The sequence below is a fragment of the Lysinibacillus sp. FW12 genome (assembly GCF_050817245.1).
In the GTDB taxonomy this organism is placed as follows: domain Bacteria; phylum Bacillota; class Bacilli; order Bacillales_A; family Planococcaceae; genus Lysinibacillus; species Lysinibacillus irui.
On sequence record NZ_CP139094.1, the window covers coordinates 2,918,241 to 2,944,485 of the forward strand.

Here is a 26,245-nt window from a genome sequence, read left to right on the forward strand (position 1 = left end):
GACACCTACCTCATAACCTGGACTCGTTGATTGTCCGCATCCATTGTAATCGTTCTTCCTAAAGGTAACGACATCGTTGGTAAACAATGGCCACAAGCTATATCGGCCAGAATAGGTTTACCTACTGGCACAAGTATTTCCTCGAAAATCATTTGTAATGATAAACTATGGTCAGGCTTTTCAGGATTTTCAGGTCCGCACTCTGTCCAGGCTCCCAATAAAATGCCTGCCACGTCATCTAGTTTCCCTGCTAGCTGTAATTGGGTTAGCATGCGATCAACTCGTTGCTCCGTTTCATCAATATCTTCTAAGAACAGAATTTTACCTCTTGTATCTATTTCATAAGGTGTACCGAGTGAGGCAGTGACTAATGTTAGGTTTCCACCGATAAGCTGACCTGAAGCTTTTCCAGCAACGAGCGTGGTCATTGGTTGCGCTGCAGGGTTTGCTAAGTAGAACTCATTTGGTTCATTGTCCATTACTTGTTGCATAAAGGATTGCCATGTAAAGTCATCCATTTCTTGTCGAATAAATTCAGTCGAGGGCATCGGCGTATGATAGGTGACAAAGCCACATAGCTGATTAAACGCTATATGTAAGGCTGTCACATCACTATAGCCTGCAAATACTTTAGGATTTGCCCTAATCATGTCAAAATCCAATTGGGATAAAATTTTCGTGGCCCCATATCCCCCACGTATACAAAAAATACCGTCAATCGTTGGATCACTAAACATTCGATGGACATCTGCCGCACGTAAATCATCAGTACCTGCTAAATAACCGTGCCTCGCATGACAGGTCTCTCCAACGACAACCTTTAGTCCAAGCTTTTCAATACTGGCAATAGCTGGCTGCAGCTTTTCTGGTGGTGTGGCCCCTGAAGCACTTATAAGACCAATTGTGTCACCCTTTTTCAATGCTTTCGGACGAATCATTTCGTTCCCTCCATTTTCAGTAAAATGCGATAATCAGCTAGCTCCTCTTCATTAGCCAAGATAAAATGGCCATCCTCAATTTCAATGAAGGAGGGGGGATGTTGATCATAACGATGCTGTGACGGGTCATAGACCTCCACTACTTTCTCTCGCTCCTTATATGGATTGGGCTCCGGCACGGCTGATAGCAATGCCCTCGTATAAGGATGAAGCGGATGAGCAAAAAGCTTTTCCGTTTCCGCTAGCTCGACAATTTTCCCTTTGTAAATCACCGCTGTACGATCCGTAATAAAACGGACAATCGATAAATCATGGGCAATAAATAAATAGGTTAAATGATTTTGCTGTTGCAGACTTGCTAATAAATTTAATACTTGCGCTCGAATGGAGACATCTAAGGCGGATATTGGCTCATCTGCAATGATAAACTCAGGCTCCATCACTAATGCACGAGCAATACCGATACGTTGGCGTTGTCCTCCTGAAAACTCATGTGGAAAGCGGCTTGAGAACTCTGGCAGTAACCCTACATTCAATAATGCATCGCGCACTTTTTGCTGCCGTTCTGCCTCATCTTTATATTTTTTTGAAGGATATAACCCCTCTGAAACAATATAATCTACCTTTGCTCGTTCATTCAGAGATGCCATGGGGTCCTGGAAAATCATTTGGATTTTTTGCGTAATTTCTCTATCCCATTCTTTAGGGATTTTTCCTTGAATACTTTTGCCATGATACAAAATCTGTCCCTCTGTCACCTCATTGATGCGCATAATTGCCCGACCAATAGTTGTTTTCCCTGAGCCTGATTCACCTACAATGCCAAAGGTTTCACCTTTAAAAATTTGAAAGCTGACATCATCAATGGCTGTAAATTTATTTTTCCCTTTACCAAAAACAACTTTCAAATTTTTTACCTCTACTAGCACTTCTTTCTCAATCATTAGCATACTGCCTCCCCTCTGCAAAAAATGCTTGTAAGGCTGCAGGGGGCTCTACCTTTGGGGCCAATGGGTCCAACAACCATGTTCGCGCATAATGAGTGTCACTGATCTGGAAAAAAGGAGGCCGCTCCAGAAAGTCAATTTTTAAGGCATATGGATTGCGTGGCGCAAAGGCATCACCTTTTATTTCTTGAAAAAGGTTGGGGGGCGTGCCCTTAATGGAATACAATTGTTCCCCCTTGGAGCCAAGCTGAGGTAAGGAGGAAATGAGCGCCCATGTATATGGATGCCTGCTATGAAAGAAAATTTCATGGGTCTCCCCAACCTCAATGACATCGCCCGCATACATCACCGCAATACGGTCAGCAACCTTCGCCACAACCCCTAAATCATGTGTAATATAGACGATTGTTAAGCCATACTTTTGCTGAAGATTCTTTAAGAGCTGTAAAATTTGTGCCTGAATGGTTACATCTAAAGCCGTCGTAGGCTCATCACATATTAAAATATTGGGCTTACAGGCAATCGCGATGGCAATAACAATACGTTGGCGCATCCCTCCAGAAAATTCGTGCGGATATTGCTTGTAGCGTTTTTTTACATCATTGATTCCTACATCCGTAAGAAGTTTTAATGTTTCCTCATACGCTTCCTTGCCCCTTAAGCCTTGATGGAGGACGACACATTCCTCAATTTGTTTGCCAATAGTTTTGAGCGGATTCAACGATGTCATCGGGTCCTGTGTGACCATCGCAATTTCCTTTCCTCGAATACGTAGCCATTCTTGCTCTGTCGTAAACTGGCCTAAATCCTGTGCATTGTAAATGATTCTTCCCTGCTTAATGCTGCCGTTTTTGTCAAGCAAGCCCATAATAGATTTCATTAGCACGGACTTTCCTGACCCTGACTCCCCCACGATAGCTAAGCTTTCTCCCTTGTAAAGATCGAGGGAAATATCCCGAATAGCTGTTAATACACGACCACGTAATGTAAACTGAATCACTAAATTTTGGATAACTAAAATGCGCGATTTTTTCGAGGTCACTTGCTTCATCTCCTTACACATGGTTTTTTGGATCTGCTGCATCTGCAAAGGAATTACCAATAATATAAAATGCGATAGTAATGACACTTAACACAATACTCGGGAAAATAAGCTGATAGCGTAAATCTGGTGACATCATAAGTACGCGCCCTTCATTGATTAAATTTCCTAAGGAAGGCTCACTAATTGGTAGCCCCAGCCCAATATACGTTAAAAATACTTCGGCCCCTATCGCAAAGGGAATTGCTAGACTCATGCGTAACATAATGACAGAAATTAAATAGGGTAATAGATTTTTAAGGATAATCCGATAATCCGGTGTGCCTAAACATTTAGAGGCAAGGTTGTATTCGCGATCTCGTAAAATCACAATTTGATTGCGAATAAATCTAGCCATTTCCACCCACCCCGTTATACACATGGCGATAATGATAGTCGAAATACTTGGCCGTAATATATAAGACATTAAAATAAGGACAATCGTTGTAGGTATATTATCCACAACATTATAAAGCTGTGTAATTGGTGCTTCTAATTTCCTTGAAAAGCCCCACAGCGTACCGATTGTAATCCCCACTACTGCCTCCACTAAAGCCACAACACAGCCGATAAAGAGGGATGTCCGTGTGCCCGCCCAAATACGTGACCATAAATCCTGTCCTATGGAATTTGTGCCGAACCAAAATTCTGCATTCGGGGCTATATTACGTGCCTGCATCCCTGTTTGCTCATCTAGGTATATTTCAGTCGGTGATTTTTGCGCTGGTAAATAGGGCTGGAGAATGGTAAAGCCGACAATAATGAGCACACCGACTAATAAAAAGACAGCCAGTCGATTTTTCAAAAAGGATTGCCATGTAGAGCGCCAATAAGAGTAATTTGAATAACCAGTTTCCTCTGCTTGACGTGCATCGACTTCCGCAAAGTCAAACAAGGTTTCACGGGATTTATTCGAAATATTATTGATTTCATTTGAATACATGCCCATTAACGCACTCCCCCTCCCTTGCCTAATTTAATGCGTGGATCAACAAGGGCCATGGCAATATCCCCTAATATAAGGCCAATAATGCCAAGAGAAGAGAATACTAGCACTAAACCTTGCACAATCGTATTGTCCTGTCGCTGAATGGCATCCACGAGTAAGCCTCCCATTCCTGGAATGGAATAAAGCGATTCGATATAAATAGAGCCTGTAATTGTAAACAATATCGTGGCAGGTAAATATTGTGCCATCGGAATAAAGGCATTACGTAACACATGCTTAAACATTAATGTACGCTCCTTTACACCCTTCGCCCTCGCTAGCTTAATATAGTCCTTGTTCAGTTCATCCACCATGTAGCGTCGCATCCACATCGCATAGGAGGCTGTTGGTGCTAGTGCCATTGATGTTAGTGGAAGTATCCATGTAATCGGTCTGTACTCATCAAACAACATCGGTAACTGGAAAAGTTCTGTAATATACATTTGAATAACCAAGTAATACACGGCTGCTGGGACAGCAACGACAAAAACGATATAGCCTGTCCCAAGCCGATCCAGCCAACGCCCCTTGCGATAGGCCATTAATATCCCTAATGGCACCCCAATCAGTAGCGATAAAGCCACTGCGCCTAAGCCAAAGAGCAGAGAATACGAAATTTTATCACCAATAATCGTAACGACTGGGACATCCGTGCGATAAGTGACCGATTTTCCTAAATCCCCTTGCAACAAATTCTTATAAAAGTTCCCTAGCTGAACTAGCAATGGATCACGCAAGCCAAGATTTGTTAAGTAAACTTCTTGCTGTGCGGGTGACATTTTATCCGCTGCCGCTCCTAAATACCCTTCCTCTGGCATTAACCGTAATAAAGAAAAGACAATGGTGATGATAATAAAAAGGGTTAATACGGATTGTAAGAGTCGTTTTCCTATATACTGCAACATCGCGCCATCCTCCTTTGTCCAAAAGACTAAAGGAGATGCCGACTATACGCTTCGGTATCTCCTTGTTCATCTACAAAAAACATCTACTTTTCAGCATTGGCTAAAGCTTCAGCACGTTCTTGCTCCCACTGTGCAAGGGCTTTCTTAAATTCTTCATTGCTCATTGGTTTTTCCAGCACTTTTTGTCCTTTAAATTTCTCCGCTGTTACACCAAATGGTGAGTACTGAGCCTCAAACGGATTTAATTTGGAAGCCACATAGCCACTACCACCTACTGAGTATGGAATGACAAAAGCTTCTTCAATTAAAAAGGCCTCTGCCTTGGCAAATAGCTCATAACGTTTGGCTGTATCAATCGTTTCTTTCGCCTGATCCACGAGATTTTGATAAGTCGTTTTGCCATTAGCCTCTTTATAACCTTCTGCTAATTCAGGTTTATTGTAAGTACCATCAACTGTGAATGGATCTGTATACGTAGATGGATCTGCATAATCAGGGCCCCAGTTTGCTTCTAACAGCGCAAACTTACCTGGACGACGCACCTCTGATAAGAAGCCTGTCGATGGACCAGCCTCTACGATAATGTCGATATAATCTGTCCCTAGTAATTTTTCCATTTGCTGCTCGACTACTTGAGAACGATTCGCCCAATCTGGAATTCCAGCATTATAAGGCATTAATACTTTGACAGGGAAAGTCGCTTTACCCGCCAAGGCTGTTTTCGCTTTTTCTTTGTACTCAAGTGCAAGCTCCTTGTTGAAGGAATCCTCATTGGAAATCGCCGTTAGTGGCGCTAACTGTGTATAATCCACCCCTTCAACATCAACAAAATTCTTCGGCGTAATGGTATTGCTTAGCAAATCTGCCGGATTATAAGGCTCAACTGTTAACATGGCAGACACACGATCAAGGGCATGGAATAATGATTTTCGGAATTCTTTATTGTTGACTGCGACCTTCCAGTTATCTGGTTCATATTGTGCGTCAAATTGTGGATTAAAGTTGAGAGCATAGAAGTAGGTATAGAAGTTATTTTGTGTTTGACGAACCTGTGATTTTTTCTTATCGTCTTTAAACCATTCGTCAATAATTGAAGTTGGTATACTTGCTGAATCGATTTCTCCACGTAAAAATAGCTCTGGCGCTACCGTTGCCGCTTCTTTATTGTATTTATAGCGGATGCGGTCAATTAATACGTTGTCTTTATCCCAATACGTCTCATTTTTAACAAGGACCCGCTCATTTTGCGGCTCAAATTTATCTAAAATATAGGCGCCGTTATAAAGGAAGTTTTCACGCGTTGTACCAAAATCCTCCCCTTTTTCCGCAATGAATTGGCCATTTACCGGGAAGAAACAAACATAGTTCAACATAGAAAGGAAATAAGGTGTTGGTGCCTCTAAAGTATATTCTACTGTATGTTCATCTAGCGCCTTTATGCCAACTTCCTTAAAGTCAGTCATCTCACCGTTATAGAATGCTTCCCCATTTTTTACTACTGTCGCAATCCACGCAGTTGATGATTCATTTTTCGCATCCAGGACATAGTGTAAGCCATCCACAAAATCCTGCGCTACGACATCTGCATATTCCTTGCCCTCATGTGTAACCCATTTAGCATCATCTCGCAATTTGAACGTCCACACGGTAGCATCCTCATTTGCAGACCACTCTTTGGCTAGCCCTGGCTGGACAACCCCGTATTGATCATATTCAATGAGCCCATCCACCATATTCGCTGCCACCGCAAACTCATTTGTTTCAGACGTCTTTAAATAATTTAACGTTTTAATTTCCCCTGAATACACAACACGATATTCCGATGCTTTCTCACTCGATGATTCGTCATTACAAGCTACACAAAACAATACAACCAGACATATCAACAACAACCAATACTTCCTCACAAGCATCCCCCTAGTCATCTTTTTATAATGAAAATCCTATTGCCAGGACGGATTGTACCTTTCAATAGGATCATTCAAACATAAAGCTAGGTCCCTCTTAATTGACCCTCTATCGATGAAACAGCCAACGACACCATGTCGTTTGCCTCGGCTTGATTTGAGATATATGACACAATGGCAACAGCGTGTCCTACATGGATAAATTTTCGAGCAGCTCCTACCATTGAATGGAATGGATCAGGTTTGACATACGTTCGAGCCGGTTTCTTGCTTTTGTGAGCGAGGTCTTCGCTCGGTGGAGCGCTTCTCACACTGATTGGAGCGGGGTCTTCGCTTGAGTGAGCGCTTCTCTCACTTCTATGAGCGGAGTCATCACCTGGATGAGCGCTTCTCTCACTTTTTTGAGCGGAGTCATCACCTGGATGAGCGCTTCTCACCTTGCTATGAGCGGAGTCATCACCAAGATGAGCGCTTCTCTCACTTTTATGAGCGGAGTCATCACCTGGATGAGCGCTTCTCACCTTGCTATGAGCGGAGTCATCACCAAGATGAGCGCTTCTCTCACTTTTATGAGCGGGGTCATCACCTGGATGAGCGCTTCTCTCACTTTTATGAGCGGAGTCATCATCAAGATGAGCGCTTCTCACCTTGCTATGAGCGGAGTCCTCACCTGGATGAGCGCTTCTCACCTTGCTATGAGCGGAGTCATCACCAGATGGAGCGCTTCTCTCACTTTTATGAGCGAATTCTTCGATAGGTAGCCCCACTATCGAGCGAACCCACTCACTCCTTCATCAACTCAAAGAAAAACTCTCTTCACGTTAAAAATTGCAATAGTCGTAGAACCTCATAGTAATCGTCGGTTATAAACTTCACCGTATTATGTGGCTTGAATGTGGCATTTGGATAGAAAGAATTGCGGTAGGCTCTTGTATGATCACGGTAAATAATGTCTACCACGAAGCGATCTGGCAACTTCACCTGCAAAGCAGTACGGGGCACCTTCATTGAAGATTCTACCAGTCTTTTCGTTTCCCTAATGGTTAGCTGTGGGCTGACACTAATCGTTGCATTTCCTACGCCTTCTTTTGTCGCAAACGTTACAATGTGGTCATTTAACGCCTGTATTTCTTCTGTGAGCCCCACGTCACCGCTAACGAAGGATACTGGAACACCGTGCAAGGCTGCTGCGTACGTATTGATTAAAAATTCACTTGCATATTCACCATTAATTTTGACATCGGCATATGTGCAAAGCGTATGGGCTAAGGGATTACGTTCACTTCCTCCTTTACTATGGTAGCCAATAAAAATAGCACGATCGAAGCTTTGATCAAGACCTGCTACCATGCACATAGGATCGTATGTCCAGCCACGGATGACTTTACAATTGATTGGCAAATTGGAAATATCCAGATTTCGAGCTGAATCATGTGCATCTTTTAATAAAATTTCTGTGGCCCCTCCTGCGATCGCACCTTCAATTGCTGCTTCTACCTCTCGCGTCATTTGTCTTTGGAAAAATTGATAATCTGGCGCATTTAACTCAGTTTCACTCCATGAGGTTGTGCCAGTAATGCCTTCAATATCTGCGCTAATATATACTTTCATAGAAATCGAAACTCCTTTACAGTATGATTTTGAATTGTTGCGTGTACTGCTCCGTAATAGGCTACTTGCGCTTGAACACGTCTGGCCCATGCCACATTGTGATAATCATAATGCCACCATTCCTCTGCATAATTGGTAAACCCTGCAAGCGTCATACAGTTATACAGTAAGCGCCGATGCCGACAGGCCAGAGGATTTTCTGCTGTATGCTGTTCAAAATACCGTGTAGCTGATTTTTCATTCATTTCATCAAAAGCTGTTCCAAGATCCAAAGCTTTCCCAGTTACATCAGCAAGCGTTACATCAATGGCACCTCCTGTTAAATGAGGTGCTAGATGAGCAGACTGTTCACTTGGAAAGGCTACATACCTTTTTGTTGCTTGCATGATCTCTTGAGAAGTCGCCTGCGGCATTTGTTGAGCTAATTGCCTCGAAAAATGACTAAACAAATAGTGTTGCACCTGAAAAGGACGATAGCCATCATAGAGTACTAGACTATATTCCTGTGGTAATAATGTTAACGCCTGCTGCAAACGCTCAAAAACCCCTTTACGTACATAAATTGTTCGTAAACTATCAGGGATTTGTTGCTGATAATAGATAGGCTCAATGAATAATCTCGGATGGGCAGCAGGGATCTGAATAAGCGGCTCATTGCTTTCACATACAGACGGCGTATTAGGATGGTTCCTTTCCATTACAGCTGCTATTGGTTGAAATAGTTTGACGATCCTGGAACACCACCCTTAGAATTTTTGGATAATTCAGTTTTTTAAAATGAATATTATCACAACTCTCTAGCATTGACTAGATAAAAAAAGAATAATTACAAAATAATGGTCATTCTCTGATAATGACACATATTCCAGCAGCATACCGTCGAAAAACCTCTATTTAAGGATTTTATTCAATGTATGGCTCACTCATGCTAAAAAAATGACGAATCCTCTGTTAGTGCACAAAAAAAGCTATTGAAACATGGTCTATGTTTTAATAGCTTTTTGAAATGAGTATGCTTCTACCGTATGTCCATTACGACCAACCGTTGTCTGTGCCTGTGAAAGTGAGTTCAAAATGGCTTCCTCTGTTGCTTCAGCAGCAGCAGCAAATAATTGATTCATGATAGGATGGTCCTCACGTAGCTGTGCTCTTGTTTCCACTAGCTGGTCAGTGCTATGAGGAATACGATGGGCAGTTGTAAAGCCAATGACAATATCGCCACTACCATGCGAAAAATGACTGCCTGTCCGTCCTAGACCGATGCCACAACGTTTAATGACGCGGGTCAATTGTCGGCTACTTAGTGGAGCATCTGTCGCAAGGACAATAATAATGGAGCCATCTGTTGGTGATAAGGTCGATTTGCTTTGAGTAAGTGAAGCTACATAATGCTCGGCTAAAAAGTCTGTACTTTGTCCAAAATTACTAAGAACTAAGCAGCCAACTGTATAGCTAACATCAGGTTGTTCAATTTTAACAAGACGAGAAGATGAACCAATCCCTCCTTTATAGCCGAAACACATCATGCCTTTTCCTGCACCAATGGCTCCCTCCTGTGCGGTATCGTTGGAGGCTTGATGAATCGCTTTGATGGCATGCTCTGGTGTCACAGCACAGGCTCTGATGGAGTTTAAATAACTATCATTACATTCGCCTACAACGAGATTAATGGTTCCCGTTGTGAGGCCAATGTCTTCATTCATGTCTAGCATATAACGCATCGTGCCTTGCGTAACTGCTGGCACACCGAAAGTATTGGTTAGCATAATGGGTGACTCAATAACCCCTAGTTCATTGACCTGTACAAGCCCTGTCGTTTTTCCAAAGCCATTCAGCACATAACTTGCAGCCGTCACCTTGTCCTGAAATACATTGCCGCTATGCGGTAAAATGGCTGTGACGCCCGTGCACGCATAGCCTCCATGCTGATCTAATGGCTCATCCAGTGTGACATGACCCACTCGGACTCCAGCTACGTCGGTAATACAGTTTTTTTTGCCGACTGGTAAGGTGCCAATTTTAATGCCTAATTGTCTTACTTTCCCCTGCATAATTTGCTCCCTCCTGAATAGCCATCGCTACAGCAGTCTGTGCATGGATGGCTGTTGTATCAAATACTGGAATCGTAACATTCTCCTGTTGAATCAGCAGACCAATCTCTGTACAGCCTAAAATGACCCCTTCTACACCAGCTTTCACAAGCTCGGCGATAACGTGGACATAGTATGACTTAGAGGCTGGCACAATATTGCCTAAGCATAGTTCTTCATAAATAATACGATTTACTTCTATTCGCTCATGTTCGTTTGGCACAATGACTTCAATACCAAAGTCCTCTATTCTTGCTTTATAAAAAGCTTGCTCCATTGTATATTTCGTGCCAAGAAGGGCAATTTTCTGTAGGCCTGCTTCTTTAATTTGCCGAGCTGTTGCATCCGCAATATGTAAAATAGGAATGGTGATAGATGCATCAATAATATCAATGACCTTATGCATCGTATTCGTACAAATAACGATAAAATCTGCACCTGCTCGCTCAAGTGATTGTGCTGCTTGAGCAAGGACCTCGCCCGCCTTGTCCCACTCTCCTCTAGCCTGAAAATGCTCAATTTGCTGGAAATCAACACTATATAGGATACATTTCGCAGAGTGTAAGCCTCCGAGCTGTTGTTTGATTTGTTCATTGATAAGTCTGTAATATTGTGCAGACGATTCCCAGCTCATGCCACCAATTAAGCCGATTGTTTTCATCAAAATCACTCTCCTTTTTTCTATTATTATACGCGGAACATGCGCAGAAATAAGAGAATTTTCCAAATACCTATAATTTTCTATAAAATAATTATTGTAGTTTACTATGAAACAATAATTAAAAATACAATTTCTAACTTACTATTTTGAAATCGCAAAATTTTAATATAATTCTTTATTTTAGAAAAGTTGATTTTTTATAAAAAAACAGTGTAGACTTAAACGTATTGTATGAAAGGAGGACAACTTATGGAATGGATTTCATCTATTGTAGATAGCGGAAATAATATTTTATGGACATATATCCTGATTATTTTACTTTTAGCAGCAGGATTATATTTTTCAATTGGTACAAAGTTTGTACAAATTCGTCTTTTTCCTGAAATGTTTCGTCTGATTGTTGAAAAAAGAGATGGCGAATCGGGTGTGTCACCGTTTCAAGCCTTTACGATTAGTGCCGCTTCACGTGTTGGCACTGGGAATATCACAGGTGTTGCCTTAGCCATTGGTGTCGGGGGCCCTGGTGCTGTATTTTGGATGTGGATTATCGCTATTTTAGGGATGGCAACCGCCTTCATCGAAAGTACTTTAGCGCAGGTGTACAAAGTCAAGGATGGCGATACGTTCCGAGGTGGACCTGCCTACTATATGGAGAAGGCATTAGGTCAAAGAAAGCTAGGTATTATCTTTAGTATTCTATTAACATTAAGCTTTGGATTTATTTTTAACGCTGTACAATCGAATACTATCGCAACTTCAGTTGGAGATGCATTTGACATAAGTCCAAAGGCCATCGGGGTTATGCTAGTAGTGTTAACAGCATTAATTATTTTTGGTGGTGTACATAGAATTGTAAAAGTAACACAAATTCTTGTACCTGTCATGGCGATCTTTTATTTACTTGTAGCCCTTTTTGTTGTGGTGACAAATTTATCTGAAATACCGAATGTATTCAAACTAATTTTCACGCACGCATTTGGTCTTCAAGAAGCGGCTGGTGGAGCAATCGGTGCGGCTATCATGCAAGGGGTACGTCGTGGTTTATTTTCCAATGAAGCTGGTATGGGTAGTGTGCCTAATGCAGCAGCTACTGCCAATACCTCACATCCCGCGAAGCAAGGGCTTGTACAAAGCTTAGGTGTCTTTTTTGATACGATTATGATTTGTACGGCGACAGCCTTTATCATTATTTTAGCTGGTTTATATGATACAGGTGAAAGCAACGGCATTATTTTGACGCAAGATTCTTTAGCTGTGCATGTTGGGGGCTGGGCTCCATATTTCATTGCCATTTCCATCATCTTCTTTGCTTTTAGCTCGATTATCGGTAACTATTATTATGGTGAATCCAATATTGAATTTATGAATGCCCATAAAGGTTGGATGTTTAGCTATCGTATTTTAGTGTTAGTTATGGTAATGTTTGGCTCGTTAGCACAGGTACAGCTTGTGTGGAACTTAGCTGACCTATTTATGGGTCTCATGGCTCTCATCAATATTGCTATTATTATGCTTCTTGGAAAAATTGCCTTCCTTGTATTAGACGACTTTACCCTACAACGTAAAGCTGGTAAAAACCCTGTCTTTTATGCAAAATCGATTCCAACGTTAAAAAATACAGATTGTTGGGAAGAAGATCGATAAAACAACGAACGCCACTCCTAAATAAACAGGAGTGGCGTTTTGCTTTAATATTTAAACTGACTAATGAGTTGCTTTAATTCATCTGCCATATGTGCTAGTGCTTGAGCAGAGGCATTAATTTCTTCCATTGAAGCTAATTGTTCCTCTGTCGATGCCGCTACATCCTCTGACGCAGCTGCATTACCTTTTGCTGAGAATGCCAGATCTTCCGTCACTGCTGCAACCTCTTGAACACCTGCAGACATTTGCTCTGAGGCTGAGGATACTTCCTCCATTTTAGGCGTAATTTCATTCATACTTGCCATAATAACTTGGAATTTTGTAATAGCTTCATCTGAAATATGCAATCCACTTTGCACATCCTCCGTCACCTTCGCCATAATGGTAACAGATTGCTCTGTTTCTTGTTGAATTCCTCGAATCAGCTCAAAAATTTGCTTTGCCGATTCCTGTGACTGCTCGGCTAGCTTGCGCACTTCATCTGCCACAACCGCAAAGCCTTTTCCATGTTCACCCGCTCGTGCTGCCTCTATTGCTGCGTTTAGTGCCAGTAAATTAGTTTGATCTGCGATGCTTGTAATGACATCTAAAATAGATGTAATTTGCTGTGATCGTTCATGTAAAGTTTGGATTTTCGCATTGGAATCCGCTACGGATAAATGGATGGACTGCATTTGATCCTTTGTATTTTGAACGGCTTGTCCACCCTCATCTGCTTGCAATGTTGCATGCTGTGAAAGATCGGTTACAGCAGAGGAGATTTCCGCTATGTGAAGAATAGCTGTTGAAAGCTCATGCAGTGACTCTGCATTTTTATTGGCGCTAATCGTTTGAGAATCAGCACTTGTTGCGACATCCTGAATCGAAATCGCTACTTTTTCAGTCGCAATGCTTGTCTGATTCGCATTGGCTGTTAGCTCTTCTGCTGACGAAGCGACTTCCTCTGCGTTTTGTTCAATCTTTTGAATTAGTGTCCGTAAGCTTTCTTGCATGTCATTAAAGGCCTGCCCTAATTGACCAATCTCATCATTTGAAGAAACCGTCACCGTCTCTGTGAGATCACCTTTACTAATTGTAACGGCGCTGTCCTTTAATGCTTTAATTGGTTTAATAATGGCCTTCATTACAAAATAAAAGACGATGGAACTAATAATAATAGCTGCCACTAATACAAGAATTGTATGATACAAAATGGAGGAAGCGGACTCATCAATTTCTTCAGCAAAAATTGTTCCGGTAATTTTCCAATTTGTTAATTCATTTGTTGTATAGAACAGGATTCGATCATCACCGTCAAAGACATAGTCATAAGTGCCCGATGAATTTTCGTACATTTTATCAAGGAAGCTTTCTTTCAGCTCTCCGCCTGCTTCTAGGGTCGGATGTGAAATGACTAAGTTATTTTCCCCAAAAATAGAGGAATAGCCATTTCTCCCAATCCGAATCGAATCGGCAACTTTTTGCAGGTCTGTTAGCTTGATATCAATTGCCACAACACCAGAGTGATCCTTAATCTGTTTGGCAACTGTCACCACCATATCGCCGGTTCCTGCATCCTTATAAGGGTTAGTGATTAGGGTTTCTCCTTTAAGAGCTGTTGCCTCTTTATACCAATCTCGATCTAATGGATTGTAGTCCGCATCATTTAATCGAGGCTCCTGTGTAAAGTCACCGTTATTCATGCCAATATAAACACTCAAAACATCTGGATTCAGCTTAGTATATTGCTGTAATTTTGACACAATCGATGCTTGTGCTTGCTCATACTGTTGAGCATCTACTTCACTACTAAAGACGTTAATTTCATCCATTTTTTCGCTAATGGTTTTATCAATAAGCTTATTTAAAATGCCTACACTTTCATTGGCACTAAATAAAATTTCTTCTTTAATGGAATCTTTTGCAGATAAGTAGGATAAACTCCCCACAGATATCACAGGGATAAGTAATACAAGCGCAAATAGCGTATAAAGCTTGCCTTTAAAACTGCTAAATAGTTTCTTCATATATCAGTCTCCTTTTAATTTACACGTGAAAAAATACTCTATTTTTCCACCATCTTTCCCTTTCTTTATCTGCATAACATTTCTCCCCTTACTTTTATCGGACGAAAAAAATTTTTTCAAACAATTTTATGATTTTCCTACTATTCAGTCTTTCCCGAAAAATAAAAATCCCCTATATTCGCCATTATTATGATGACAATATAGGAGTAATTTCGCTTATTCTAGTAAATAAATAGCCTGCTGAACATCAGCAATTGACAATGTATCCTGTAATATTAACTTTTCATTTATACTAATAATGGAGGTGAAGAGACTTTGAGTAAACCAGAGTTATATGTAAATTTAGTAGTTGGACCAGATTGTGATTTCGAATCCATGGCCATTAGAGCGGCACTTGAATCATTTGGCGCCAGGGTCACACTGCATTTGATTGGAAGACCCAATGATTTGATTGATGTCTTATCTGGAGAGGACCTTTATGGCAGAATGGACTATCTTATTTTAAATTTCCACGGCAATGAAGGGCGCTTTTGTTTACCCGAGTTAGGCGAAGAAGTGTATGAGAACGATGAACCTCAAGATCTATACTTTGGACCAAGGCATATTGAGTCCTATTGCCGGCTACAAAATGTCAAAGTTCTAGCAACAGGCTGTACATTAGGTTGGCAGCAGCTAGCAACAGCCTTTTTAGCGAGTGGCTGTCAATCCTATTTAGCACCTGATGATTATATTGACGGCAATGCGAATCTTATGTTTGTTATTCGTTATTTTTATGAAATCATCACTAATCAAAAAAGTCAGCAGGAGGCGTTTGACCTTGCGCAAGCCATTGACTCTGAAACAGCCATGTACAAGCTTTATGTAGCAAATTAAAGGATCGTAGCAACAGATGATTGCTACGATCTTGTGTATTTATGATTGGTTTCTTTCTAGCATGGCCTCTGTAAAAGCTTGAGACTCCCCTTTTGCTATACTTAATGTTTGCCATTCAGAGCCCTTTACTTGTTTCGCAATATAAATAATTTGACCAACATGCTGTGCATAATGAGCCATTTGTCTCTCAATGGCATCGATCACAGCTAGCTGCTCTCCTCTAATGGTAACATGCCTCTCCAAATCAGATTCGCTTAAACTCGCCAAAGTATCTAAAAAGACTTGCCAGCCCTTTTCCCAAACTGCGATAATAGATTCTTTTGTATGAAGACTATCCATAAACTCATCATCCCGATTTCTTGTAGCCTTCTCACCATCTGTCGTTAAAAAATTCGTCCAACGTGAAATCATATTGCCACTAACATGCTTCACAATGACAGCTATATTATTAGATTCTTCATTATACGCCCAGTGCAGCTGTTCCTCTTCTAATTGGGCAAGAGCCTTATCCCCTAACTCTTTCACATTTTGGAATCTCTTTTGAACAACCTGTAAATAGGTTTGCGCAATCGTTGTCATTGACCCCCATCCCTTCTTTTCTATCATTTTACAATAGGATGAGCTAATTGCCAGAAATAAATTTTCTTACGATGGCTACCATTTTTTCTTGGACTTCTTCTTGATCACCATTTATTCGATAACCAATATGATAAACATATCCGTTATCATACGTATAAAATTCATTAGCACTGGTTGTAGTCATTCGAAAGACTCGCTTATCTGCCTCATCATAATCATAGTATATATATGCAAAACCTCGGTCTGGAGTCATCTCTCGATAATACAAAGGGTTCAAAAAATTAAAGCCTACATTCTTGAGGTTACTCCCCTCAATGTTCTCAATATTTTCTGTAAGTTTACGGTTAGCTAATGGGTTACGCTCTACGTTCGTAATTGTAAAATGAATATACTGCAAATCTACACCTGCAAGAGATTTTTCTTTAAAGCTAAATTGAAATTGCGTTTGTAGGCTACCATCTTTCATATCTGAAGTTACCGCATAGACCTCCTGAATATTTGCTTGAAACGGCAGATCTTTAGGCTCAATTAGATGGACTGCATCCCCCATTGTAGATGCTACTTCTTGCATAGCCCCGAAACCTTGAAGCGGAGCATAATACTTGATATTTTCACGGTGATTGAGTGAATCGGCAATTTGAAAATACTGACTGTATGTTGTAGCAGTTCCATCTACCTCTGTCTGAAATAATTCAGTGAATGTAGGTACTTCCCCTTCATCCGTTACCTCAGTCGCCAATTGATTCATTGGTTGTGTTGCTTGCCACGCAATAAATAGTAAGAGCGAACAAGTGATCAACATTGTGACTGCACGATATGTCCACTTTGTCTTGGATGGATGTGTTTGCTGTTGGATTTGTTGTCGAACGTTTTGAATGATCGCCTCTTTATGAGCTGTGACATCCTTCAAAATATGCATTGTATGCTTATCCATGGAAAAGTACCTCCCATTCGATATTTTGTAAATCTACTTTTAAAAGCTCTTTCCCTTTTTTTAAACGTGATTTCACCGTACCTTCAGGAATCTCAAGTAATTCAGCAATTTCTTTAATTGTCATTTCCTCTAAGTAATAATAGACAATCGCTTCTCGTGGCTTAATGGGTAACCGTAAAATTGCTTCATCTAATAAATCTTGTTCATCCTGAAGAATAAGTGTATCCTGTAAGCCCGACTTTTGTTTGGTAAAAAATTTATGCTGAAATGTAATTTTTCGATATGCCCAGCTTTTTAAGTAATCCTTACATTTATTAATCGTCATGCGTGCCAAGTAAGCCTTCATTTCTCCTCGTTCTTCATAATGTTTTTGATGGTAGAATTTAATAAAAACATCCTGCACAATATCCTCGGCTAGTTGTAAATCCTTTGTATAGTAATAAGGAATTCGAAATAATTGCTCCGTATGTATAGCCATTAGTTGCTCTAATTTTTCGTTATTAGACATGCTTGTCCCTCCTTCTACACTATAAACGATGCTCAACTAGAAAAAGATTATTTTTCCAGAACAAAAAAACCGTCTCTTAAGTCCGAGACGGTTTATTGCTTTTTATAAATTTTCATCAATATATGTTTCGATATCAGAAGCTATCGTATCAATTGGGACATCTTCAATATTTTCAGCATAGCCATTATACATTTTGACGATAACACCATCTTTATCGACTAAGAAAAATTGATTACCATGTATGACTTGATCACTGTTAGGGTCGTTTTTCACTAAAATTTTGGTATTTTTCACAGCAAATTGTTCAATATATTTTTGTGAATATCCTGTTAGAAGGTTCCATTTTGATTCATCTGGTACATTGTATTTACTAAGATAATCGGCTAACACCTCTGGTTTATCCACATCTGGATCTACTGAAAAGGCAACAATATGATAATCCTCTACTCCTTTTTTCTGGAGCTTTTCTTGCACTTGTGCCATATTCAATGACATGGGCGGACAAATCGACACACAGTTCGTAAATATATACATGCCGATCCAAGGCTTGCCTTTCAAACTTTCTAGTGAAATCGTTTCACCACGTTGATTTACATGTTCAAATTCGGGTATTTCCAGGCTATAATCTGCTTTAAATTTTGAATTTCCACATGCTCCTAGCACGGATGCACAAGTCAGCAGTAGAACTAGCCCTAGTAATTTACGTTTCATGGTCAACACTCTCCCTAACCTTACACTATCCTCATCCTAACGTAGGTTGTAAGCGTTGACAAGAACTACTAAGTGACAGCTTTCGTACATCTTTGTGAAATGGATTTCATTTTAACGAAACGAGTGCAGCATGAATCGCATCCAGCTTTACTTCGACGCGGTGCAACAAATAAAATGACACTAAAATCGGAAAACCGATATCGGATATCATGTTTAACCACTGTTCCATTAGGTCTCCTCTCCTCTCTCCTACGGTAAAAAATGGCCTTTGCAGTTCCAATTGCAAAGGCCATCGATGAATTATTCTGTTGCTACATCAAATTCCGTTACTTGACGATCTACAAGGCGTGCCCCCTTAATGGCAGACAAAGCCCCTACCTGTCCGGCAAATACATTTTTCGCCACAATCGTTTCCATTGCCTGCTGAATTTCAGCCACTGAGACATTGGGCTTTGGAGCATCAATCGTTAGTGTTGTCGTTTTACCATCCACTGTTGCAAATTGTAACTCTAATACTTGTGCCATGCTGTAATCCCCCCTTAAGATATATCGCTTGTTTCTTGCTTTGCAATGCTAGACAAAGTCTGTGATGAAAGACTTGCAATAGCATGCGCCACAGCTAGTAAATCATCCGCACTATGTGTGTTGTTAAGATTACGATACGATTTTGTTGTGAATTTCGGTTCATTTTGCTCATCATAGCCATCTTCATACCTGAGACGCAGAGTTGCACTAATAAAGTTAACGTTTGCCATCTAACGTCACCTCCCTTCTTGCACACTATATAAAGATGAATTGCTAAAAAAGGGACATTATAGGATGAATTTTTTTTCAGAAGCTCTTATAATAGAGTGAGAGAAGGCAAAGAGGTGAACGATTTGTTACAAGGTTGGTTTTTATGGTTTATTTTATTTTGGGTTGTCGTCCTCATTTCATTGATGGCTATTGGCGGATTCTTTATGTTCCGTAAATTCTTAAAAGCATTACCTAAGCAGGATGGAAAATCTGACTTAGATTGGCAGGAATATTATTTAGATAAAACAATTCACTTATGGGGACAAGCTGAAAAGGACTTACTCTATGAGCTAGTAAGTCCAGTACCTGAGCTCTTTAGACAAGTAGCAAAGGAAAAAATCGCAGGCAAAATCGGTGAGCTCGCTTTAGAGGAAAAAGCAGCTGCCATTAACAATGACCTCATTATTCGTGGCTATATCCAAGCAACACCCAAGCGCGATCACAAATTTTTACGCAAAAAATTAGAACAAATGCAAATTGACATCGCCCCATACGAACACTTATTTGAATGATTATGAAAACGCTGCACATCCATTTTGTGCAGCGTTTCCTTTTGTTATGGCATGCTTGCTGGCTATCGAGTTGTATCCTTCCTTCTGAGGGTTTTATCCGCTACTTTTGCTGTTCTATCCATCACTTTAGCGATTCTATCCATCACTTTCGCTGTTCTATCCACGCTTCTTGGCTCTATCCTTCACTTTGCGGGTTTTATCCGCTACTTTTGCTGTTTTATCCATCACTTTTGCTGTTATATCCTCCACTTTTGCGATTCTATCCCCTTCTCTTGGCGCTATCCTTCTCTTTGCAGGTTTTATACGCTACTTTTGCTGTTTTATCCATCACTTTTGCTGTTTTATCCATCACTTTTGCTGTTTTATCCTCCACTTTTGCGATTCTATCCCCTTCTCTTGGCGCTATCCTTCTCTTTGCAGGTTTTATCCGCTACTTTTGCTGTTTTATCCACTACTTTCTCACTTCTATCCGTCACTTTCCCGTTGCTATCCACCACATTTGGAGTTCTAACCACCACCTTCGCCTTACTATCCCACGCTTCAATCCACCCCATAAGAATGCGATCCAACACCTCTTCACGCTTATGAGCATAAAAAAACTACACTAGCTTCTGCACTAGTGTAGTTGTGGAATTGTTTTTTTGACTCTTTTAAACTGGATGAGCATAGCAATTCGCCAAGGTAATAGCATGGCAAAGGCTAGTATCCAGAACATTCCTGCTAATTCACCGACATCGATGGAGCTACTTAATATCATTTTCGCAACAACTCGGAAAACTAACAAGCCGATTAAGATGAAAACGAATGCTTTTGACCGTTTTAAATAAATATCTCGACCTTTGACTTCAAATTTTGAAGTAGCGATTAAAATCGTCGAGAACACCATTCCGACAGCAGCTGCCTCTAAAATTTGCATCGGTGGTACGCGGAATTGTTCGAATAGAAACATCAGTGCACCCGAAGACATCGCTATTGGTGGAATAATAATTTTCTTCTCATTTGTCGGCTTTTTGGAAGCTCTCATTCGAATGACCATGACAAAGCTTCCCATAAGAATGGCCATGATGGTCGACCCTATAACATAATAGTGAGAAGGGATACTGCTCAACATAAAAAATCCTCCTCTAATGTCTAATTAGCAATTTTGTCCAAGTAATTGATCAGCTACAGCCTTTAATCGTTCTGGCTCAAAGGGCTTGGTAATAAAATCCTTTGCCCCACTTTCGATCGCTTCTACGATTAACTTTTGCTGGCCTAAAGCTGTCACCATAATAATTTTTGCATGTGGAAATTCTGGAATAATTTTTTTTACTGCTGCAATACCTGTCATAACGGGCATCGTTACATCCATTGTAACTAAGTCTGGTTGTAACTCACGATACATCGCCACAGCTTCTTTACCATTTGCTGCCTTACCGACTACCTCATAACCCCATTCTGTAAACATATTACTGATTGCAACACGCATAAAAAGCGTATCATCCACTACTAAAACTGTCGGCACATGTTCATCTCCCTCTACGTTAAAGTTCGGTATGCTTCTTTAGTTTAACAAATTAAAAGCCTGTAAATCCACCGAAAATTGGCTGTAAAAGGCGTGTAATATACGTTAATCCATCAAAGAATAATAAGATCCCAACGGCAATCATTACATAACCGCCGATTTTCACAATTTTTTGGCTATGAGTACGAATCCATGTCATACGTGAAATGAAGAACGAAAGCACGAAGAATGGAATCGCAAATCCTAAATAATACGCGAACATATAGCTGAAGCCCGCACCTGGGTTTGTACCAGCTAACATGATAATGGACGCTAGGATGGGTCCAGTACAGGGTGTCCAACCTGCCGCAAAGGCAATCCCTATTAAGACGGACCCCAAATAGCCAGATGGTCTATTTTTAAATTGAAACTTACGATCCTTCATTAAAAAGTCTATTTGCAATAATCCTACAATCATTAAACCAAATACTACGATTAAAATAGCCCCAACCTGTCGTAATAATGTTTGATAATTTAGGAAAAATTCTGCCGCTAATGAAGCACTTAGCCCAATAATAATAAAGATAATTGAAAAACCTAGTAAAAAGAATAATGTGTGGAAAATGGCACGTTTTTGTAGCATACCTTTTTCCGATTTTAGCTCATCTAATGTCATACCCGTTATGTACGATAAAAATGCTGGATACAGTGGGAGAGTACATGGTGAAATAAAACTTAAAAACCCTGCACCAAAAGCTAAAAATACGTTAATATCAGATCCCATATTTTATAATCGCTCCTTACAGTTACTGCATCCATCGTACCAAAAAACAGAATAAAATGCGCCCTTCCAGTTTGTGAACGTTTCATGGCAAAAGTATGAGATTTTTGAGAAGTGCCACTTCGCTACTTTTGCATTATGCTCTCCCGTTATTATTCTGTCAACAAATTGCGCCAATATTCTACCCTTTCGTAGCAGCAATCACTCCCCTTATTCCCACAGTCTTGACATTGTCGATTAGTTGGCGTTACTGTTGAAATAGGCTTCTGTATTCGATAGACACTATTGACCAAATGCTATTGTAAGAAATCATTTACAAAGACAAAGATATCAGAAAATCGAATCATCTGATGACCTTATTATAAGTTGATAATATTATTATCCCCCTTTACATTTCGACAAAATCTCTCTTTACATAAGATGTTTATTTGAATCCGTGAGTAAATGACTTATTTTCATGTATAATGATGATAACAAATGAGCATTTGATCGAGAAAATGAGGTGTAGCTCCTTGGAACTAAGAAAAATTAAACCTAAAAAAATTTATGAAGAAGTGTCCGAAATTCTACATGAAAAAATAAGAGCTGGTGTCCTAAAACCAGGTGATCGTCTTGACTCTGTTGAACAGCTCGCAGAACAATTACAAGTTAGCCGATCTGCTGTACGTGAGGCGCTCTCCGCTTTAAAAGCGATGGGATTGATTGAGATTAAACAAGGCTCTGGGACATTTGTTAAAAGTGTGTCATCCAATCAACTTGATTTTCCATTGTCCACTGCGATGTTAACGAATAGACAGGATATTGCTCATTTATTAGAGGTGCGCAAGATTATTGAGGTAGGAGCAGCAGCTAGTGCAGCTATCCATCGTACGGAACAGGATATACAAGCCATGCTACAAATTTTAGAGGATATGAAGCAAGCCAACGGTGATGGCGAGCTTGGTGAAAAAGTAGATTATCAATTTCATGCGGCCATTTCTACTGCCTCTCAAAACCCCCTACTCGTTACCATCCTAGATCAAATTTCTGGCCTTATGATTGAAACAATGAAAGAAACTCGCCGAATTTGGTTGTATTCCAAAAAAACAACGAGCGAACAATTATATGATGAACATATGCAAATTTTCCTCGCGATTAAACAGCAAAATGAGGAGTTGGCCAAACATGCGATGGCTTCTCATTTAAGCAATGTTGAAAAGGTGCTCCTACAGTATTTCGAATTAACGGAATCCAACTCCGAGTAAAACTACCTACCCCTTCACTAGGTAGTTTTATTTTTTCAGAAAATTCTCTGAAAACACTTTTATTCTTTTAACAAATTGTTGTATGATATAACCATCAAAAGTCATCAGATGACCTGTTGTTTAGAAAAGGAGCGATGAAAATGAGAGTATCACTATTTGCCACTTGCCTAGTAGATATGTTTCAAGGAAATGTCGGAAAGGCAGTTGTTGAAGTGTTGGAACGACTCGGCTGTGAAATAGACTTTCCTGAAAATCAAATTTGTTGTGGGCAGCCTGCGTACAATAGCGGCTATGTGAAAGAATCCAAAAGTGCTATAAAAAAAATGATCAATGCTTTTGAGGAAGCTGAATATGTGGTCTCCCCTTCTGGTTCCTGTGCTTATATGCTGAAAGAATATCCTGAAATACTGAAGGACGATCCACAATGGGCATTAAAAGCACAGGCTTTAGCGGATAAAACATATGAATTTACTGAATTTATTGTCCATGTCTTAAAAATAGAAGATGTTGGTGCTCATTTCGAAGGCAAAGCTACATACCATACATCCTGCCATATGACTCGTCTGCTCGGTGTAACGGATGCTCCGTTAAAATTATTAAGCCATGTCAAAGGACTACACTACACGGATCTCCCAGGTAAAGATCGGTGCTGTGGATTTGGCGGCACTTTCTCCGTCAAAATGGGCGATATCTCTGGAGAAATGGTCAATGAAAAAGTACAAAATGTGGAAGAAACAGGCGCTGACATTTTAATTGGGGCCGATGCCGGCTGTTTAATGAATATCGGTGGTCGCATTCAGCGCCAAGGGAAACCAATTCAAGTGATGCATATTGCTGAAATTTTAAACTGCCGATAAAAGGGGGAAATAAATCATGGCAATGAAGACAAGTAATGAGCCATTCCATCAGCGTGTAACAAAAGAACTTAACAATCACTTTATGCGTCGGGCTGTCTCAAGTGCGCAAGAACGCTTTCAAACTCGCCGCTTACAACAAGCTGACGAGCTCGGTCATTGGGAAGAATGGCGCTCGCATGGAGAGGAAATTCGCAAGCATGTTTTAGCTAACCTTGATTATTACTTATATCAATTAAGTGACAATGTTGCCAAAAGAGGCGGACATGTGTTTTTTGCTCATACGGCAAAAGAAGCAACCGATTACATTCAAGGCATTGCCAAAAAGAAGGATGCTTCGAAAATTGTCAAGTCGAAATCGATGGTGACAGAAGAAATTAACCTAAATGCAGCTTTAGAGAAACTTGGCTGTGAAGTGATTGAGACAGACCTTGGCGAATACATTTTGCAGGTCGCGGATCATGAGCCACCCTCACATATTGTGGCGCCAGCCCTCCATAAAAACAAAGAGCAGATTCGAGATATTTTTAAGGAAAAACAAGGCTACACGCAAACAGAAAAGCCAGAGGAGCTTGCTCTCTATGTGCGACAAAAATTACGAAATGACTATTTAACCGCAGATATTGGGATAACAGGCTGTAACTTTGCCATTGCAGAAAGTGGCTCCATTACGCTTGTCACAAATGAAGGTAATGCTGATTTAGTCACGGCTTTACCGAAAACGCAAATTACGGTTATGGGAATGGAAAGAATTGTCCCTACCTTTGAAGAAATGGAGGTTCTTGTGAGCCTATTAACAAGGAGTGCGGTGGGTCAAAAGCTAACTAGCTATATTACGACATTAACCGGAATCAAAGAAGAGGGTGATACGGATGGACCAGAGGAATTTCACCTAGTTATTGTAGATAATGGACGCTCGGCTATTTTAGGTAGTGAATTCCAGCCCATTTTACAATGTATCCGCTGTGCTGCTTGTGTAAATGCTTGCCCTGTGTACCGTCATGTTGGTGGCCATACGTATGGTTCCATCTACTCTGGGCCTGTTGGCGTTGTCCTTTCACCTCTTTTAGGAGGCTATGATGATTATAAAGAATTGCCATATGCTTCTACATTGTGTGGGGCTTGCACAGACGCATGTCCTGTCAAAATCCCTTTACATCAGCTGATTCATCGCCATCGCCAAGTCATCGTTGAAAATGAAGGCAAAGCACCTGTTTCTGAAAAGCTATTAATGAAGGCATTTGGCTTAGGTGCTTCCTCCCCTACTTTATATAAGATGGCAACCAAAATGGCGGCACCAGCAATGTCCCCGTTTACGAAAGACAACACCATTTCGAAAGGACCAGGTCCATTAAAAGCATGGACTGAAGCGAGGGATTTTCCTGCACCAACAAAAGATAGCTTTAGAGATTGGTTGAAAAACCGTTCAAAAGGAGGCGAACACCAGTGACAGGTACCATTCACAATCGAGAATCCTTCTTAGCCAACATCGCAAAGCAGCTTGGACGTTCACCAAAAATAGAACTTTCACGCCCAACGTGGCAATATCAGCCACAAGACCGCATTCTCAAAGATGCCACAAAGGACGAATTAGTAGAGGTATTAATAAAGCAGTGTGCTAATATTCATACTGATATTGTCATTTCCACTACCGCAAAGCTATCTGAAGATTTACAATCCGTTGTTGACCATTATGGGGGTCAGTCCATCATTACATGGCATGATAAACGATTCCAAGAGTATGGACTATCACAATTAATGACCGAACAATGGCCACAAGCTAATATTCAGCATTATGAATGGAATGCACAGCACCAGGAGGAAAACATCCGACAAGCTGAAAAAGCGAATATTGGTATTACAATCAGTGAAATGACCTTGGCAGAATCAGGAACTGCTGTACTTTTTAGTAGCAAGGATAAGGGACGTAGTGTTAGTTTTTTACCAGAAAAATCGATTATTTTAATTCCGAAAAGTACGATTGTTCCTCGTATGACACAGGCAGCACGTTGGATTAGTGAAAAAATCCGTCGTGGTGAAAAAATTGCCTCATGCATCAACTTTATAACGGGTCCAAGTAACTCAGCAGATATCGAAATGATTTTAATCGTTGGGGTACATGGCCCCATTCAAGCAACGTATATTGTTATTGAGGACCAATAATTAACAAAGGCATGCAAAGTTTATGCATGC

Annotated in this window: 30 protein-coding genes; 8 read left to right on the top strand and 22 right to left on the bottom strand. The window is 40.5% G+C overall.

Going from position 1 to position 26,245, the window contains the following annotated elements; all coding sequences use genetic code 11:
* Positions 1-5 precede the first annotated feature (5 nt).
* The 6 genes from SJW71_RS15260 to SJW71_RS15285 form a co-directional block, all read right to left on the bottom strand.
* Entirely contained in the window at positions 6-938 is a 933-nt protein-coding gene (locus tag SJW71_RS15260; RefSeq protein WP_431811148.1) for a S66 peptidase family protein, read from the bottom strand.
* Positions 935-1,882: an ATP-binding cassette domain-containing protein gene (locus SJW71_RS15265; RefSeq protein ID WP_274796656.1), complete on the bottom strand. Its 948-nt coding sequence runs from the start codon at positions 1,880-1,882 to the stop codon at positions 935-937. Before SJW71_RS15265 ends, SJW71_RS15260 begins: the two co-directional genes overlap by 4 nt.
* Positions 1,875-2,948 (bottom strand): ABC transporter ATP-binding protein, encoded by a 1,074-nt coding sequence (locus SJW71_RS15270; RefSeq protein ID WP_284702028.1) that lies wholly within the window; start codon positions 2,946-2,948, stop codon positions 1,875-1,877. The genes SJW71_RS15265 and SJW71_RS15270 overlap by 8 nt, the downstream gene beginning before the upstream one ends.
* The gene (locus SJW71_RS15275; RefSeq protein ID WP_274796654.1) at positions 2,941-3,915 is read right to left on the bottom strand and encodes an ABC transporter permease; all 975 of its coding nucleotides are present in this window, start codon (positions 3,913-3,915) and stop codon (positions 2,941-2,943) included. The genes SJW71_RS15270 and SJW71_RS15275 overlap by 8 nt, the downstream gene beginning before the upstream one ends.
* A complete protein-coding gene (locus SJW71_RS15280) occupies positions 3,915-4,859 on the bottom strand; it encodes an ABC transporter permease (RefSeq protein WP_274796653.1) in 945 nt (314 codons plus the stop codon). Before SJW71_RS15280 ends, SJW71_RS15275 begins: the two co-directional genes overlap by 1 nt.
* A gap of 83 nt (positions 4,860-4,942) precedes the next feature.
* Positions 4,943-6,766 carry a peptide ABC transporter substrate-binding protein gene (locus SJW71_RS15285; protein WP_312507022.1) on the bottom strand — a complete coding sequence of 608 codons (1,824 nt, stop codon included), beginning with the start codon at positions 6,764-6,766 and terminating at the stop codon, positions 4,943-4,945.
* A 380-nt stretch (positions 6,767-7,146) separates the two neighbouring features.
* Between SJW71_RS15285 and SJW71_RS15290 the strand changes: the two genes are divergently transcribed.
* Positions 7,147-7,527 carry a hypothetical protein gene (locus tag SJW71_RS15290; protein WP_431811149.1) on the top strand — a complete coding sequence of 127 codons (381 nt, stop codon included), beginning with the start codon at positions 7,147-7,149 and terminating at the stop codon, positions 7,525-7,527.
* Positions 7,528-7,582: 55 nt separating this feature from the next.
* On the opposite strand, the gene SJW71_RS15295 is transcribed toward SJW71_RS15290, so the two are convergent.
* From SJW71_RS15295 to SJW71_RS15310, 4 genes are all read right to left on the bottom strand, one after another.
* Positions 7,583-8,377 carry a M55 family metallopeptidase gene (locus tag SJW71_RS15295; protein WP_431811150.1) on the bottom strand — a complete coding sequence of 265 codons (795 nt, stop codon included), beginning with the start codon at positions 8,375-8,377 and terminating at the stop codon, positions 7,583-7,585.
* Positions 8,374-9,075: a M15 family metallopeptidase gene (locus SJW71_RS15300; protein WP_341385940.1), complete on the bottom strand. Its 702-nt coding sequence runs from the start codon at positions 9,073-9,075 to the stop codon at positions 8,374-8,376. Before SJW71_RS15300 ends, SJW71_RS15295 begins: the two co-directional genes overlap by 4 nt.
* A 285-nt stretch (positions 9,076-9,360) precedes the next feature.
* The gene (locus SJW71_RS15305) at positions 9,361-10,428 is read right to left on the bottom strand and encodes a P1 family peptidase (protein ID WP_431811151.1); all 1,068 of its coding nucleotides are present in this window, start codon (positions 10,426-10,428) and stop codon (positions 9,361-9,363) included.
* The gene (locus tag SJW71_RS15310; RefSeq protein WP_431811152.1) at positions 10,397-11,128 is read right to left on the bottom strand and encodes an aspartate/glutamate racemase family protein; all 732 of its coding nucleotides are present in this window, start codon (positions 11,126-11,128) and stop codon (positions 10,397-10,399) included. Before SJW71_RS15310 ends, SJW71_RS15305 begins: the two co-directional genes overlap by 32 nt.
* A 249-nt stretch (positions 11,129-11,377) precedes the next feature.
* Here SJW71_RS15310 and SJW71_RS15315 point away from each other — a divergent pair, with 249 nt between their 5' ends.
* A complete protein-coding gene (locus SJW71_RS15315) occupies positions 11,378-12,772 on the top strand; it encodes an alanine/glycine:cation symporter family protein (protein ID WP_274796644.1) in 1,395 nt (464 codons plus the stop codon).
* A 44-nt stretch (positions 12,773-12,816) separates the two neighbouring features.
* Here the strand turns inward: SJW71_RS15315 and SJW71_RS15320 are convergent, their stop codons facing one another.
* Positions 12,817-14,778, bottom strand: coding sequence for a methyl-accepting chemotaxis protein (locus tag SJW71_RS15320; protein WP_312507017.1), 1,962 nt, complete (start codon positions 14,776-14,778; stop codon positions 12,817-12,819).
* A 315-nt stretch (positions 14,779-15,093) separates the two neighbouring features.
* Between SJW71_RS15320 and SJW71_RS15325 the strand changes: the two genes are divergently transcribed.
* Positions 15,094-15,651, top strand: a complete 558-nt coding sequence (locus tag SJW71_RS15325) for a delta-aminolevulinic acid dehydratase (RefSeq protein WP_274796641.1) — start codon at positions 15,094-15,096, stop codon at positions 15,649-15,651.
* 39 nt (positions 15,652-15,690) lie between these two features.
* Here the strand turns inward: SJW71_RS15325 and SJW71_RS15330 are convergent, their stop codons facing one another.
* The 7 genes from SJW71_RS15330 to SJW71_RS15360 all read right to left on the bottom strand — a co-directional run bounded on the left by SJW71_RS15330 (position 15,691) and on the right by SJW71_RS15360 (position 19,138).
* On the bottom strand, positions 15,691-16,230 hold the full coding sequence (locus tag SJW71_RS15330) for a DUF1572 family protein (protein ID WP_274796640.1): 540 nt from the start codon (positions 16,228-16,230) through the stop codon (positions 15,691-15,693).
* Between the two features lie 43 nt (positions 16,231-16,273).
* Complete coding sequence (locus SJW71_RS15335; RefSeq protein WP_341385936.1) at positions 16,274-17,164, bottom strand: hypothetical protein; 891 nt, start codon at positions 17,162-17,164, stop codon at positions 16,274-16,276.
* Complete coding sequence (locus SJW71_RS15340; protein ID WP_431811153.1) at positions 17,157-17,672, bottom strand: sigma-70 family RNA polymerase sigma factor; 516 nt, start codon at positions 17,670-17,672, stop codon at positions 17,157-17,159. The genes SJW71_RS15335 and SJW71_RS15340 overlap by 8 nt, the downstream gene beginning before the upstream one ends.
* Positions 17,673-17,774: 102 nt before the next feature.
* Positions 17,775-18,383, bottom strand: coding sequence for an SCO family protein (locus SJW71_RS15345; protein WP_274796636.1), 609 nt, complete (start codon positions 18,381-18,383; stop codon positions 17,775-17,777).
* Between the two features lie 106 nt (positions 18,384-18,489).
* The gene (locus SJW71_RS15350; protein ID WP_004229459.1) at positions 18,490-18,612 is read right to left on the bottom strand and encodes a YvrJ family protein; all 123 of its coding nucleotides are present in this window, start codon (positions 18,610-18,612) and stop codon (positions 18,490-18,492) included.
* A gap of 71 nt (positions 18,613-18,683) precedes the next feature.
* The gene (locus SJW71_RS15355) at positions 18,684-18,908 is read right to left on the bottom strand and encodes a DUF2922 domain-containing protein (RefSeq protein WP_274796635.1); all 225 of its coding nucleotides are present in this window, start codon (positions 18,906-18,908) and stop codon (positions 18,684-18,686) included.
* Between the two features lie 14 nt (positions 18,909-18,922).
* A complete protein-coding gene (locus tag SJW71_RS15360) occupies positions 18,923-19,138 on the bottom strand; it encodes a DUF1659 domain-containing protein (protein WP_431811154.1) in 216 nt (71 codons plus the stop codon).
* Positions 19,139-19,261: 123 nt separating this feature from the next.
* Between SJW71_RS15360 and SJW71_RS15365 the strand changes: the two genes are divergently transcribed.
* Positions 19,262-19,690, top strand: coding sequence for a DUF2621 domain-containing protein (locus SJW71_RS15365; RefSeq protein WP_274797296.1), 429 nt, complete (start codon positions 19,262-19,264; stop codon positions 19,688-19,690).
* A 383-nt stretch (positions 19,691-20,073) separates the two neighbouring features.
* On the opposite strand, the gene SJW71_RS15370 is transcribed toward SJW71_RS15365, so the two are convergent.
* The 4 genes from SJW71_RS15370 to SJW71_RS15385 form a co-directional block, all read right to left on the bottom strand.
* Complete coding sequence (locus SJW71_RS15370; protein ID WP_431811155.1) at positions 20,074-20,244, bottom strand: hypothetical protein; 171 nt, start codon at positions 20,242-20,244, stop codon at positions 20,074-20,076.
* Between the two features lie 62 nt (positions 20,245-20,306).
* Positions 20,307-20,801, bottom strand: a complete 495-nt coding sequence (locus tag SJW71_RS15375) for a CcdC family protein (protein ID WP_274796631.1) — start codon at positions 20,799-20,801, stop codon at positions 20,307-20,309.
* 24 nt (positions 20,802-20,825) lie between these two features.
* Positions 20,826-21,194, bottom strand: a complete 369-nt coding sequence (locus SJW71_RS15380) for a response regulator (protein WP_274796630.1) — start codon at positions 21,192-21,194, stop codon at positions 20,826-20,828.
* A 52-nt stretch (positions 21,195-21,246) separates the two neighbouring features.
* A complete protein-coding gene (locus tag SJW71_RS15385; RefSeq protein WP_274796629.1) occupies positions 21,247-21,957 on the bottom strand; it encodes a cytochrome c biogenesis CcdA family protein in 711 nt (236 codons plus the stop codon).
* Between the two features lie 509 nt (positions 21,958-22,466).
* On the opposite strand from SJW71_RS15385, the gene SJW71_RS15390 reads away from it, so the two are divergent.
* The 4 genes from SJW71_RS15390 (at position 22,467) to SJW71_RS15405 (ending at position 26,215) form a co-directional block, all read left to right on the top strand.
* A complete protein-coding gene (locus SJW71_RS15390) occupies positions 22,467-23,198 on the top strand; it encodes a FadR/GntR family transcriptional regulator (protein ID WP_274796628.1) in 732 nt (243 codons plus the stop codon).
* Positions 23,199-23,338: 140 nt separating this feature from the next.
* Positions 23,339-24,055, top strand: a complete 717-nt coding sequence (locus SJW71_RS15395; RefSeq protein WP_431811156.1) for a (Fe-S)-binding protein — start codon at positions 23,339-23,341, stop codon at positions 24,053-24,055.
* A gap of 16 nt (positions 24,056-24,071) precedes the next feature.
* Positions 24,072-25,502 (top strand): LutB/LldF family L-lactate oxidation iron-sulfur protein, encoded by a 1,431-nt coding sequence (locus SJW71_RS15400; RefSeq protein WP_431811157.1) that lies wholly within the window; start codon positions 24,072-24,074, stop codon positions 25,500-25,502.
* Complete coding sequence (locus SJW71_RS15405; protein ID WP_312507076.1) at positions 25,499-26,215, top strand: LutC/YkgG family protein; 717 nt, start codon at positions 25,499-25,501, stop codon at positions 26,213-26,215. The genes SJW71_RS15400 and SJW71_RS15405 overlap by 4 nt, the downstream gene beginning before the upstream one ends.
* Positions 26,216-26,245: the final 30 nt, after the last annotated feature.